This is a genomic window from Ruegeria marina, from assembly GCF_900101475.1.
GTDB lineage: Bacteria > Pseudomonadota > Alphaproteobacteria > Rhodobacterales > Rhodobacteraceae > Ruegeria_B > Ruegeria_B marina.
In genome coordinates, this window is record NZ_FMZV01000007.1 from 22,747 (window position 1) to 35,090 (window position 12,344).

Below are 12,344 nucleotides of genomic sequence, written 5' to 3' on the forward strand. Positions count from 1 at the left end.
ATGTCGCGGTTCACGCGAACCGGTCGAGCGCGACCCGGAAAAGGCCTGCATCGACATTGCCGCCCGAGGCGACCGCGATCACCGTATCCTCCTGCAATGCGTCGCGGCGGAAGAGCGCCGAAGCGAGCGCCACCGCGCCCCCCGGTTCGAGCACGATCTTGAGCCGCAAAAAGGCCAATGCCATGGCGTGCAGGGCCTCGTCCTCGGTCACGGCCAGACCGGGTCCGCACAGGCGCTGAAGGATCGGAAAGGTGATCTGCCCCGGTTGCGGCGTCAGGATCGCATCGCAGATATTGCCGGTCTCGCTGGCATTGCGGATGATTGATCCGCCGGCAAGCGAGCGCCGAGTGTCGTCGAACCCTTCGGGCTCGGCGGGGCGAACACGCATGCCCGGCGCGCGGCTCTCCAGCGCCAGCGCGATGCCCGAGGTCAGCCCGCCGCCGCCGCAGCAGACCAGCACCTCGGCGCGTTCCACACCCATGTCCGCGGCCTCCTGCGCAATCTCCAGCCCCACGGTGCCCTGTCCGGCGATCACCTGCGGCTCGTCATAGGGCTTGATCAGGGTCAGCCCGCGTTCGCGGGCGATCGCGGCGCCGATCTCTTCGCGGCTTTCACGGCCCCGGTCGTACAGGACCACCTCGGCCCCCAATGCGCGTGTGTTCTCGATCTTCAGCCTCGGTGCATCCGACGGCATCACGATGACCGACGATATGCCATGCAAGGTCGCGGCATGGGCCACGCCCTGCGCGTGGTTGCCAGAGGAAAAGGCGATCACGCCCCGCGCGCGAATCTCGGGATCCAGCGCTGAAATCGCCGACCATGCGCCGCGGAACTTGAAGCTGCCGGTATGCTGCAGGCACTCCGGCTTGACCAGCAGTCGCCGCCCGGCAATATCGTCCAGAAAGGGTGACGACAACAGCGGCGTGCGGCGGGCGTGACCTGCCAGCCGGGCTGCGGCCGCCTCGATCATTTCAACGGAACTCATGTGGTCTCCAGAATGCGGCGTATGATGTCGAGCGATTGCGGTTCGTCCAGGAATGGAACGTGTCCCCGGTCGGGCACCTCGGCCGAAATCAGTCCGGGATGTCGGCGGTGCATCTCGGCCACCGTCGCCCCGCTCAGGATGTCGGAATTGGCGCCCCGCAACACGCCGGTCGGAATATCGCGCAAGGCCTCGAAGAACAACCAGAGATCGGGAATGGCACCTGTCGCGGCCTGCTCCAGCAAGGCCTTGTGCAACCGGTCGTCATAGCGCAGCGCAAGCCCGTCCGGGGTCGCCTCGTACTGGATCTCGGCCTGCCTGCGCCAGATCTCGAGCGGAACGCCGGGAAACTGCGGTTCCATCGCCTGTTTCAGCACGAGAGCGGCCTGTTCATGAGTTCTGGAGACCGGCTTGCGGCCGACATAGTCCATGATGCGGGCGATCCCGGCTGCCTCGATCACCGGCCCAACATCGTTCAGGATGACCCCGGACAGGCGTTCGGGGTGGCTGGCGGCCAAGGTCATGGCGATCATCCCGCCGCGCGACGTCCCCAGAATCGTGACCTTTTCCAGCCCCAGATGATCCAGCAATTCCAGCGCATCCTGGCCCTCGCGCAGGACGTTGTATTTCATGTAGTCCGGATCATGGTCGGAACGCCCCCGGCCTCGATAGTCGAGCCGGATCAGGCGCAGGTCGCGCACATGCGGGCGAAGGAACTCGAAATCGCGGCTGCACCGGGTCAGACCGGCCAGGCACAGGAGTGGCGCACCGCTGCCTTCGTCCTCGAAATGGAGCCGCAGCCCGTCGGTGGTGACAAAATCGGGCATCATGCCTCCGCCAGGTCCGGAATGCCGGTCAGGTCCGACAGGATGATGTCCGGGGTCCAGGGAAGACGGTCCACCGGTTCGCCCGCACGGTTCACCCACGCGGTGCGGAACCCGTAGCCTGCGGCGGCAGCGGCGTCCCAGCCGTTGGAGGAGACGAACAGAACCTCGTCGGGCGCGCAACCGAACCGTTGGCCCACCAGGTCGTAAACCCGCCGGTCCGGCTTGAATATGCCCACGCTTTCCACCGACAGGACGTCATCCAGAACCGCGCCCAGCCCTGCCGACTGCACCGCGCCATCCAGCATGTCGGGCGATCCGTTCGACAGGATTGCCGTCTGTTTTCCTGAAGCCTTCAGCGCCTTGAGCATGGCCGGCACCTCGGGATAGGCCTGAAGCTCCCAGTAGAGATCCAGCAACCGCTGGCGCAGGGCCGGGTCGCCGGTCAGGCCGGCCGCATCCAGCGCCCAGTCGAGCCCGTCCCGGGTAACCTCCCAGAAATCCGTATGCGCCCCGGTGATCGCGCGCAGCCAGCTGTACTGCAACTGCTTCAGACGCCAGTGATTCGCCAGTTGCGGCCAGCAGTCCTTGATCGCGGCGCAAGCGGGTTCCGACGCTGCCTGCCGAGCGGCGGCCGCCACGTCGAACAGCGTGCCGTAAGCGTCGAAGACGCAGGTGTTAATTGGCATTCGGGGTCCTCCTCGTTGCGGCGAAGGTTTGCACAGGCTCGCCCGGTGCGAAAGGGGCCGGGGTTTACATTGGCGCTCCAGGCCTTAGGTTGGGCGGTTCTTTGATTGGAAACAAGGTAAGGACGGCATGACCCAGATCAAACAAGGCGACACGGTACGCATCCACTACACCGGAACGCTGCTCGACGGTAAGACCTTCGACAGTTCCGAGGGGCGCGATCCGTTGCAGTTCGAAGTTGGGTCGGGCCAGATCATTCCCGGTCTGGACAAGGCCCTTCCCGGCATGGAGGTTGGCGACACCAAAAGGGTGGAAGTACCCTGTCGCGAAGCCTACGGGCCGCTCAATCCCGACGCGCGTCAGGCGCTCCCGCGTGAAGGCATCCCGGATGACATCCCGCTGGATCTGGGAACCCAGTTGCAGATGCAGGCGCCTGACGGGCGGGTCGTGCCGGTCACCGTCGTCGAGGTGACCGAAGCCACAGTGACGCTGGACGCCAATCATCCGCTGGCAGGTCAGGATCTGATCTTCGATATCGAGATCGTGTCGATCAACTGATGAAAATGCCCCGGTCCGATGGAGCGGGGCATTGCTCAAAAACCGGGTGCGCCGGCCAAGATTTTTCGTCGAAAAATCTGGGGCGCTACATGGATTCGGGCTGCGGCATGCCCAGAACGTGGAACCCGCCGTCAACCCGGATGATCTCGCCCGTGGTGCAGGCGCCGGCATCCGAGACCAGGTAGACGGCGGTGCCGCCGACGGCTTCGAGTGTCGCATTCGACCGGAGTGGCGCGTTCTGGTCGCAGAACTTGAAGGTCTTGCGCGCCCCGCCGATCGCCGCGCCCGCCAGCGTCTTCATCGGGCCGGGCGAGATCGCGTTCACGCGGATACCATCGGGGCCCAGGTCGTTGGCCAGATAGCGTGTCGCGGATTCCAGCGCCGCCTTGGCCACGCCCATGACGTTGTAGTTCGGCACCACCCGGTTCGACCCCTGATAGGTCAGGGTCAGCAGCGTGCCGCCATTCTCCTGCATCAGCGGGTAGGCACGGCGCGCAACCTCGATGAAGCTGTAGGCCGACACATCCATCGAATGCTTGAAATTCGCCCGTGTCGTGTTCAGGAACCGCCCCGTCAGTTCGGACTTGTCCGAATAGGCGATGGCGTGAACGACAAAGTCGATCGTCGGCCAACGCTCCGAAAGCTGGGCAAAGGCCCGGTCGAGCGACTCATCGTTGGTGACGTCGGCGTCGACCATGAAGTCGCTGCCGATGCTTGCCGCCAGCGGTTCCAGCCGTTTGCCGAACGCCTCGCCCTGGTAGGTGAAGGCCATTTCCGCGCCGGCCGCGTGCATGGCGCGGGCGATGCCCCAGGCGATCGAGTGATCGTTGGCGACGCCCATGATCAGGCCGCGTTTGCCCTTTAGAATTCTCGACATGCGCCCTTACCCCCTGAACTTGCTCAGCACCATCGAACCGTTGGTGCCGCCAAAGCCGAAACTGTTCGTCATCACCGAATCCAGTCCCGCATTTTCCACGTAGCTGGTCGCGACCTCGCCGGGCCGGATTCCTTCGGCCAGGGTGTCGACATTGATCGACGGCGTGATGAAGTCATGCTTCAGCATCAGCAGGCAGAAGATCGCTTCGAGCGCCCCAGCCGCGCCCTGGGCGTGGCCTGTCATCGATTTGGTCGAGCTGATCGGGGGTACGTTGCCTTCGCCAAAGACTCGGCGCACCGCCTCGACCTCGCCCAGGTCGCCGACCGGGGTCGAGGTGCCATGCGCGTTGATATAGCTGATCTTGCGATCCTCGGGCAGGGTGGACACTGCCAGCCGCATCGCCCGTTCGCCGCCCTCGCCCGAGGGCGCCACCATGTCATGCCCGTCCGAAGTGGCGGCGTATCCGGTCACCTCGGCATAGATCTTGGCACCCCGCGCCAGAGCATGTTCCAGCTCTTCCAGCACCACGATGCCGCCGCCGCCCGAGATCACGAAACCGTCACGGTCCTGATCGAATGCGCGCGAGGCCTTCTCGGGCGTGTCGTTGTATTTCGAGGACATCGCGCCCATTGCGTCGAACAGGCAGCTGAGCGTCCAGTCCAGCTCCTCGCCGCCGCCGGCGAACATCACGTCCTGCTTGCCCATCATGATCTGTTCAGCGGCATTGCCGATGCAATGCAGCGAGGTCGAGCAGGCTGAAGTGATCGAATAGTTCAGGCCCTTGATCCGGAACGCGGTGGCCAGGTTGGCCGAGATCGTCGAGCACATGCACTTGGGCACGGCAAAGGGCCCGATCCGCTTGGTCGCGCCGCTGCTCAACACCGCCTGATGCGCCGCCAGCATGGCGCTGGTCGACGGCCCGCCAGAGCCCGCAACCAGGCCGGTGCGCGGGTTCACGATATCATCTTCGGTCAGGCCGGAATCGGCAATTGCCTGGCTCATGGCGATATGGGCATAAGCCGCGCCCGGCCCCATGAACCGCAGGGTGCGCTTGTCCACGTGCTCCTTGACGTCGATCTTCAACGTTCCGGCGATCTGGCTGCGAAAGCCGTGTTCCGCCATTTCGGGGCAAGCCTCGATCCCCGAGCGCCCGGCTCTGAGCGAGGCGGTGACTTCCTCGGCATTGTTCCCGATGGACGAAACGATGCCCAATCCGGTGACGACGACACGGCGCATGCGTGTTCTCCTTATCCTCTGCTTCAGCCTATCTAGGCCAGTGCGCCGGCGAGGCGCAAGTGGAGGGAAGCCATCAGAGCCGGTCCGAAGCGGATATCCTCGACGATCCGCGCAGGCAACGGCCGTGTAGCGGCTCAGCTTTCGCTGAGCGCTACCTTCATGTCCTTGACCTGGTAGATCACTTCGCCATCGGCCTCGACGATGCCGTCGGCCACGCCCATGGTCAGGCGGCGGGTCTGGATCGCCTTGGTGAAATCCACCTTGTAGGTCAGCATCTTGCGGTCGGGCCGGACCATGCCGGTCAGTTTCACTTCGCCCACGCCAAGTGCGTAGCCGCGCCCCTGCCAGCCGCGCCAGCCCAGGTTGAACCCGGTCAATTGCCACAGACCGTCCAGCCCCAGACAGCCGGGCATGATCGGGTTGCCGGGGAAATGGCATTCGAAGAACCACAGGTCCGGGGTGATGTCGAACTCGGCCCGGATATGCCCCTTGCCATGGGCGCCGCCATCGGCAGAGACCTCGGTGATCCGGTCCATCATCAGCATCGGCGGCGCAGGCAGTTGCGCATTGCCGGGGCCGAACAATTCACCACGGGCGCATTTAAGCAGATCGTCCTTGTCAAAGCTGCTTGGAAATTGCGCCATGTGTTTGGGTCTCCTGCATGGAAAATTTCGTGCCTTGTTGGCCCCGTCTAGCATCGCCCCAGCTTGTCCTGCAAGGGCAGTGGTAAAAGGTGTGACGGCACGCCTCGGGCAAGATGCAAATGAATTTCATTTGAAATTCCTGCTGTGGCGACCTTATATATGCATTCAGCCGCAAACAGGACTGCAATATGACGCCCAAATCTCAGGAAATCGCCTCTGACTGGCTGGCTGCCGCAGGCTTACGCCCGACGCGGCAACGGGTGGCGTTGGCCGAGTTGCTGGTGGGCGATGGCAAGCACCGACACGTGACCGCCGAAAGCCTGTTCGATTCGGCGAAATCCCGCGGCGCCGCGGTATCGCTGGCCACCGTCTACAATACGCTGCGCGCCTTCTGCGAGGCGGGCATTCTTCAGGAAATCACGGTGGACGGATCGAAAAGCTATTTCGACACCAACACCCACGATCACCCGCATTTCTTCTGGGAGGACGAGGGGCGCCTGTCGGATGCGCCGTCGGATCAGCTGGTCATCCAGCGCCTTCCGCAAGCGCCCGAGGGGGTCGAGATCGCCTCGGTCGACGTGGTTATCCGGCTGCGCCGCAAGTCCTGATCAACGAGGCCGAAAAAGACCGGCCAGCACCTGCCCCGCGCGCTCCGTTGTGCCGTCGACAGGTCCAGCCCCATGGCGGACAAGGATGACGGATTCGCCCAGATCCGGGTCTGCAATCTCGCGGCACAAAAGCGGCATTCCGTCATAGCTGGTTTCGTGAAAGGGTCGTGCATAGCTGATCCCGACCCCTTCGCCATGGGCCGCCAGGCTGCGCAGCAATTCGAGCGTTGCGGCGCGATGCGCAACGACCGGGTTCAGACCCCGTGTGCGAAACAGCCCCAGCATGTGCTGCGCTGACAAACCTTCGTCGGACAGGATCAGCGGATAGCCGGTCAGCGCGGCCAGATCAGGCGGCGCTCCCCGGCTCAGGGGATGATCGGTCGACATCACCGCGTGGGGCCGACTGTCGAACAGCGACTCGCGGTGAAACCCCGCATCCAGTCCCAGGTCATAGGTCAGGGCCAGATCCACCTGCCCCTTGAGCAGGCCGGATATGATCGCTTCGAACCCCTCGGCGCGAAAACTGACCGCAACATCCGGCATCGCCTCTCGCAGGGCGCGCAGGGCGGGCGCCAGCAGGAACGGCGCGAGATCGGAAAAACATCCCAGGTGCAGCCTTTGCCTTGCGGGCCGCGGATGCGCGGGGTCCTCGATCCGGGCGGCGTCGGCCAACAGCGCCTCGGCCTCGGCGATGAACCGTCGCCCTTCGGGCGTGACGGCCATGGACGACCCGCGCCTGCGGATGAACAGCGGGTGGCCCAGATGCCCTTCGATCCGCGCCAGCGCCGCCGACAGCGCCGGTTGCGAGACATGCAACGCCCCCGCCGCCGCCGACAGGCTGCCGTGCCGGCCCACGGCGCAGACATATTCATACTGGCGCAGGGTAAGATATAACATGAGGTTATTCTTTAGTTTCGCAGATATGATTTGAACAGAGGGGTAATTTGAGCAAAAACCCTGGGCGAACCTCAGCCGCCGGAGACCCCAATGCCGCACCCGCTTGTCACGCCAGAGATGATCGAGACCTTCCAGCGCGATGGCGTCGTGCTTGTGAAGGGCCTGTTTGCCGATCACGTCGAAACTCTTCGTGCCGGAATCGCGGCGAACATGGCCGCGCCGGGACCCTATGCTTCGGAAAACCGGAAAGAAGGCCATACCGGCCTGTTCTTCGATGACTATTGCAATTGGGAACGGATCCCCGAGTTCCGCGAAGTGGCCGAGGCCTCGCCTGCCGCCGAGGTCGCCGCCGATCTGATGCAATCGCAATCCGCTCAGATGTTTCACGATCACGTGCTGGTCAAGGAGCCGGGCACCTCGATGCCGACACCCTGGCACCAGGACGGACCGTATTACTTCGTCGACGGACGGCAGACCATCAGCTTCTGGTCGCCCCTCGACGCGGTGAAAGAAGCGACGCTGCGGTGCGTCGCCGGTTCGCACCTGTGGGAAAAGGAAGTGCTGCCGACCCGCTGGGTCAGCGAAGAGGAGTTCTTTCCCGACGAAGGCCAGTACATGCCGATCCCCGACCCCGAGGCCGAAGGCATGCGCATCGTGGAGTTCGAGATGGAGCCGGGCGACGCCGTGGCCTTCAACTACCGGGTGCTGCACGGCGCGCGCGGCAATACCAGCGCGTCACGGCGGCGCGCGTTTTCCCTGCGGCTGGTGGGTGACGATGCCCGCTATGTCGAGCGTCCGGGTCGCACCTCGCCGCCCTATCCGGGTCACGACATGGTGCCGGGCCAGCGCCTGCGCGAGGACTGGTTCCCCGTCCTGTTCAGGCGATAGGGGGCTCTGCCCCCGGCCGCGGCCAGGGCTGCGGCTCCCCCGGAGTGTTTTCGCAAAGACGAAGCAGCGGGCGCGGTCAGAACCACTGCCCCGGTTCCATCAGCCCTAGGTCGAGCAACTGGCGCGAATGCCATTCGAAAGGAGTGGAGTTGTGCCAGCGAAAACTCTGGATCTCGAATGTGGATCCGGGGTTGCGTTTCAATGCCTTGGCGGTCCGGAACGAACAGATCGCGGCTGTCAGGTTGTGATGCCAGGGACAGGCATAGGTATTGTATTCCTGGTCCTCGAACGTGTGATTGGGCAGAATCTTCAGCCCCGCTTTGGCCTTGAACAGCGATATGCGGTCTATCTTGCGGCTGTCCTTGGGAATGTGTTCCTCGTGTCGCCAGCGTATGCCCCCGAAGAAATCCAGCTGCCGTTCGCGCGGATAGCCCGTTTCGGGATCCTTGCGGGCCTGAGCGTAATAGCCGGACCGATCCAGAAAGGCGCGGTCAAGGGAAACTCCGATCGGAAACGCGCTCAGGTCGTCGGCATAGAGGTCGATGACATAGGTCAGCATGGCATCGCGCCGCTCTTCGCCGTGAAAGGTCAGCATCTCGCCAACGCTGCGGGTTTCGCAGAACGGATAGAAAAGGTACTCGGCATTGTAGCAGTAATACATCCAGATGCCGGGCGCGGCCTCGATGACGCGGTTGATCGCGTCGAAAACCATCTGAGGCGTGCCGCAGTCGAAGGGAATGCGGTGAATTCGGTTTTCGACATCCGCAGGCAGCGGGAAAGCGTCCGGCATGAAGGCCAATACCGAATTGAAGCCGCATTGGAAGTGATGGCGCATCGTGGTGGCCAGTTCCACATCGTCCTCGACAAAGATCATCGCCACCGGACCCTGGGCCAGCGCTTCGGTCCCGGTTCTCAGGAAATGGTCGAGAGATGCGTATTCCATGCCGCACTTGATCCTTGCCTGTCTGGCATTCTGGGACAACTTCGGTTAATTGCGCGTGCATTGCAAGCGAGGCCCGAACCCTGTAGAGGCCGCCGCTGATCCCGCGAAAACAAAGGCCCGTCCGATGTCCGAACCCAAGAAGCTCTTCATCAAGACCTATGGTTGCCAGATGAACGTCTATGACAGCGAGCGCATGGCCGAGGCGCTTGGTGGGCAAGGTTATGTCGAGACGCAAAGCGCCGAAGAAGCCGACATGATCCTGCTCAACACCTGCCATATCCGAGAGAAGGCGGCGGAAAAGGTTTATTCCGAACTGGGCCGGTTCAAGGGGCTGAAGGCCGCCAAACCCGATCTCAAGATCGGCGTGGCGGGCTGTGTCGCCCAGGCCGAGGGCGAGGAGATCATGCGCCGCCAGCCGCTGGTCGATCTGGTGGTCGGGCCGCAAAGCTATCACCGCCTGCCCGAGTTGGAGGCCAAGGCGCGCGCCGGCGAAAAGGCGCTCGACACCGATTTCCCCGAAGAGGACAAGTTCGAGAAACTGAAAGGCCGGCCCAAGGCGAAACGCGGCCCGACCGCGTTCCTGACGGTGCAGGAGGGCTGCGACAAGTTCTGCGCCTTTTGCGTTGTGCCCTACACCCGCGGGGCCGAGGTGAGCCGCCCGGTTGACCGCATCCTGACCGAGGCGCGCGATCTGGTCGAGCGTGGCGTGCGCGAGATCACGCTTCTGGGCCAGAACGTCAACGCCTATCACGGCGCGGGGCCCAACGGCGACATGTCGCTGGCCGGGCTGATCTGGGAGCTGGACAAGATCGACGGGCTCGAGCGTATCCGCTTCACCACCAGCCACCCCAATGACATGACCGACGACCTGATCGAGGCGCATGCCAACTGTGCCAAGCTGATGCCGTACCTGCATTTGCCGGTGCAGGCGGGCTCGGACAGGATACTGAAGCGGATGAACCGCAGCCATACCGCCGACAGCTACCTGAGGCTGGTCGAGCGCATTCGCGCCGCGCGGCCCGATATCCTGATGTCGGGCGATTTCATCGTCGGTTTCCCCGAAGAGACCGAGGCCGATTTCCAGGCCACGCTCGACCTGGTGGAGCAGGTCCGCTATGGCTATGCCTATTCGTTCAAATATTCGACCCGCCCCGGCACCCCGGCGGCAGAGCGGCCACAGGTCGACCCGGTCGAGGCCGATGACCGGCTGCAACGGTTGCAAGCGGTGATCACACGTCATCAGCGCGAGATTCAGGACAGCATGGTTGGCCGCGAGGTCAGCGTCCTGTTCGAGAAGCCCGGCCGTCTTGCCGGACAGATGGTCGGCAAGAGCGAATACCTGCACGCGGTCCACGTGCAGGCACCCGGCTTGGCCGCCGGTCAGATCGCGCGGGTCCGGATCGTGGCCTCGAGAGCGAATTCGCTGGCAGGCGAACCGGTCTGAGGTCGTACCCGGTCAGTGCGATGGCGGTGTTTTCGCCATGATCTCCAGCAGCGAGGTCCGCATGTAGTCATGCTGGCCGACGCCCCATTCGTCACGGCAGATGCGTTCACCGATCGCATGCGCCTGCGGATAGGAATAGCCGACCTTGACCAGGTCCTCGACGAAGACCGCGTTGGGGCGGTCCCAGATCACGTCCCGGGTCGGTCCGCGGAAGCAGCTGATGGTGATGTTGTAGGCGTCCGTTCCGGGTTTGGTCGGACGCTGCTGCGCCAGGGCCGAGCCGGATGCAACGACAGTACTCGCCAGGATCAACCCGGCGACCAGATAGGCTTTCATGTCAATACCCCCACGTCTGACAGAAAATATGTAACAGCGCCGTACAGCCCGACGCCGACCTGTTCCGGATATCCGGACAGGCAGAACCATTCTATCGAATTGCAACCCATTGCGATAGCTGCCCAAATTGGGGTTTGGCCGGTCAATTGTTGCGGGCAGGACCGGAAATCCCCGGGGAGCATGGTGTTTTGTCGCGTACTGCGGCACAATCCGCAGGCTTGGGTGCCGATAGCTGCGTTCCCCGGATGGGCTGCGACTCACCTGCGGCCGGCAGGCTGAGTTGCGGGCGTTCCTGAACACAATTCCAACACTTCTTTGGGACTGTGGCCAAAAGGAACACAATATGTGGTGGATTTCTCTTCCCAGATATACCGAATTTTCATATGGTTGTACGAGTTTCGCATTCGGTGTTCCGGCTCTTGGAGCCGGTCGCGGAACCCGGGGGGCAAGGTGAGGATTTTCCAAGGTGACTGATTTCAATCTCAAGAGAGCGGTGGTCGCGGTTGCGGTTGCCCTTGCGGTTTGCGGGGGCGCTGCCGTCCCGGTTGCGGCGCAGTCCGAAACCTCGGGGACGCAGCGGACCATCGTCGGTGAACGCTATGTTCCGACGATCTGGGTGGATCCTGATGGCTGCGAACACTGGGTGATGGACGACGGCGCCGAAGGCTACATGACACCGCATGTCTACCCTGATGGGAAACCAGTGTGCCGCCGTGGAATGCTCTGCGGAATGATGCCCACGGATCAGTTCTTTGCCACCGACAAGCACTCCATCAATTCGGCGGGCAAGGCGCGGCTGCAAGAGTTCTTCCGCAAGACAATGCCGAACACGCGGTATTTCGTGATTGCCGGGCATACGGATAGCCGTGCCTCGGACGAATACAACATCCGCCTCTCCGAGCGGCGCGCAAACGCGGTTGCTCAAGTCGCCCGTTCCGTCGGCGCGCGTATCGGCGACATCCGCGCATATGGAGAGCGTGACCCTCGTGTGCCGAACACCAGCGCCGCCAACATGGCGCAGAACCGCCGTGTCGAAATCTATTGTGTGCGTTAGGGGAGAGCTGGAGATGACCATTATCAAGGGGGCTGCCGCTCTGGTTCTGGCGTTCGCGATTTCGGCTTGTGATACGGCCGTCGACAAGACGCGCGACCGCAACATCCTGGATGGAAAAAGCGGCGACCTGTCGCTGTTGACCGCAGGTATCTGGGTCGATCCGGCCGGGTGTGAACACTGGATCATCGACGATGGTCTTGAAGGCTATGCCGACCTGCGGCGGACTCCGGACGGCAAGCCGGTCTGCAACAGCGAACTGCCGCGCAATATGGCCACGGGGCCCTTCAAGTCCGGGTCGACCTTCTCCGATCCGATCTGATGTGCCGAAATCTTGTGAAAAGACCGCCCTTGGGGCGGTCTTTTTTG

The 12,344-nt window shown here is 63.3% G+C and carries 15 protein-coding genes; 6 read left to right on the plus strand and 9 right to left on the minus strand.

Going from position 1 to position 12,344, the window contains the following annotated elements; translation table 11 throughout:
* Positions 1–10: 10 nt before the first annotated feature.
* The 3 genes from BLT75_RS11270 to BLT75_RS11280 are packed head-to-tail and all read right to left on the minus strand — an operon-like array spanning position 11 to position 2,495.
* Positions 11–985, minus strand: a complete 975-nt coding sequence (locus BLT75_RS11270; RefSeq protein ID WP_093031248.1) for a threonine ammonia-lyase — start codon at positions 983–985, stop codon at positions 11–13.
* Positions 982–1,809: an alpha/beta fold hydrolase gene (locus tag BLT75_RS11275; protein WP_093031721.1), complete on the minus strand. Its 828-nt coding sequence runs from the start codon at positions 1,807–1,809 to the stop codon at positions 982–984. The genes BLT75_RS11270 and BLT75_RS11275 overlap by 4 nt, the downstream gene beginning before the upstream one ends.
* Complete coding sequence (locus tag BLT75_RS11280) at positions 1,809–2,495, minus strand: haloacid dehalogenase type II (RefSeq protein WP_093031251.1); 687 nt, start codon at positions 2,493–2,495, stop codon at positions 1,809–1,811. Before BLT75_RS11280 ends, BLT75_RS11275 begins: the two co-directional genes overlap by 1 nt.
* Positions 2,496–2,622: 127 nt before the next feature.
* Here BLT75_RS11280 and BLT75_RS11285 point away from each other — a divergent pair, with 127 nt between their 5' ends.
* Entirely contained in the window at positions 2,623–3,051 is a 429-nt protein-coding gene (locus BLT75_RS11285; protein ID WP_093031254.1) for an FKBP-type peptidyl-prolyl cis-trans isomerase, read from the plus strand.
* Positions 3,052–3,136: 85 nt separating this feature from the next.
* Here BLT75_RS11285 and BLT75_RS11290 read toward each other — a convergent pair whose 3' ends face one another.
* The 3 genes from BLT75_RS11290 to fabA all read right to left on the minus strand — a co-directional run bounded on the left by BLT75_RS11290 (position 3,137) and on the right by fabA (position 5,808).
* Complete coding sequence (locus BLT75_RS11290; RefSeq protein ID WP_093031257.1) at positions 3,137–3,928, minus strand: enoyl-ACP reductase FabI; 792 nt, start codon at positions 3,926–3,928, stop codon at positions 3,137–3,139.
* A gap of 6 nt (positions 3,929–3,934) precedes the next feature.
* On the minus strand, positions 3,935–5,164 hold the full coding sequence (gene fabB / locus BLT75_RS11295) for a beta-ketoacyl-ACP synthase I (protein WP_093031260.1): 1,230 nt from the start codon (positions 5,162–5,164) through the stop codon (positions 3,935–3,937).
* 134 nt (positions 5,165–5,298) lie between these two features.
* The gene (fabA, locus tag BLT75_RS11300; RefSeq protein WP_093031263.1) at positions 5,299–5,808 is read right to left on the minus strand and encodes a bifunctional 3-hydroxydecanoyl-ACP dehydratase/trans-2-decenoyl-ACP isomerase; all 510 of its coding nucleotides are present in this window, start codon (positions 5,806–5,808) and stop codon (positions 5,299–5,301) included.
* Positions 5,809–5,996: 188 nt separating this feature from the next.
* Between fabA and irrA the strand changes: the two genes are divergently transcribed.
* Positions 5,997–6,416 (plus strand): iron response transcriptional regulator IrrA, encoded by a 420-nt coding sequence (gene irrA, locus BLT75_RS11305; RefSeq protein ID WP_093031266.1) that lies wholly within the window; start codon positions 5,997–5,999, stop codon positions 6,414–6,416.
* Here irrA and BLT75_RS11310 read toward each other — a convergent pair whose 3' ends face one another.
* Positions 6,417–7,313: a LysR family transcriptional regulator gene (locus BLT75_RS11310; protein WP_093031269.1), complete on the minus strand. Its 897-nt coding sequence runs from the start codon at positions 7,311–7,313 to the stop codon at positions 6,417–6,419. It lies immediately after the preceding gene.
* 90 nt (positions 7,314–7,403) lie between these two features.
* On the opposite strand from BLT75_RS11310, the gene BLT75_RS11315 reads away from it, so the two are divergent.
* Complete coding sequence (locus tag BLT75_RS11315) at positions 7,404–8,201, plus strand: phytanoyl-CoA dioxygenase family protein (protein WP_093031272.1); 798 nt, start codon at positions 7,404–7,406, stop codon at positions 8,199–8,201.
* 76 nt (positions 8,202–8,277) lie between these two features.
* Here the strand turns inward: BLT75_RS11315 and BLT75_RS11320 are convergent, their stop codons facing one another.
* On the minus strand, positions 8,278–9,144 hold the full coding sequence (locus BLT75_RS11320; RefSeq protein ID WP_093031275.1) for a hypothetical protein: 867 nt from the start codon (positions 9,142–9,144) through the stop codon (positions 8,278–8,280).
* Positions 9,145–9,268: 124 nt separating this feature from the next.
* On the opposite strand from BLT75_RS11320, the gene miaB reads away from it, so the two are divergent.
* On the plus strand, positions 9,269–10,588 hold the full coding sequence (gene miaB / locus BLT75_RS11325) for a tRNA (N6-isopentenyl adenosine(37)-C2)-methylthiotransferase MiaB (protein ID WP_093031279.1): 1,320 nt from the start codon (positions 9,269–9,271) through the stop codon (positions 10,586–10,588).
* A 12-nt stretch (positions 10,589–10,600) separates the two neighbouring features.
* On the opposite strand, the gene BLT75_RS11330 is transcribed toward miaB, so the two are convergent.
* Positions 10,601–10,924 (minus strand): hypothetical protein, encoded by a 324-nt coding sequence (locus BLT75_RS11330; protein ID WP_176827950.1) that lies wholly within the window; start codon positions 10,922–10,924, stop codon positions 10,601–10,603.
* A gap of 466 nt (positions 10,925–11,390) precedes the next feature.
* Here BLT75_RS11330 and BLT75_RS11335 point away from each other — a divergent pair, with 466 nt between their 5' ends.
* The gene (locus tag BLT75_RS11335; RefSeq protein WP_176827952.1) at positions 11,391–11,978 is read left to right on the plus strand and encodes an OmpA family protein; all 588 of its coding nucleotides are present in this window, start codon (positions 11,391–11,393) and stop codon (positions 11,976–11,978) included.
* Positions 11,979–11,991: 13 nt separating this feature from the next.
* Complete coding sequence (locus tag BLT75_RS11340) at positions 11,992–12,297, plus strand: hypothetical protein (protein WP_093031285.1); 306 nt, start codon at positions 11,992–11,994, stop codon at positions 12,295–12,297.
* Positions 12,298–12,344 lie beyond the last annotated feature (47 nt).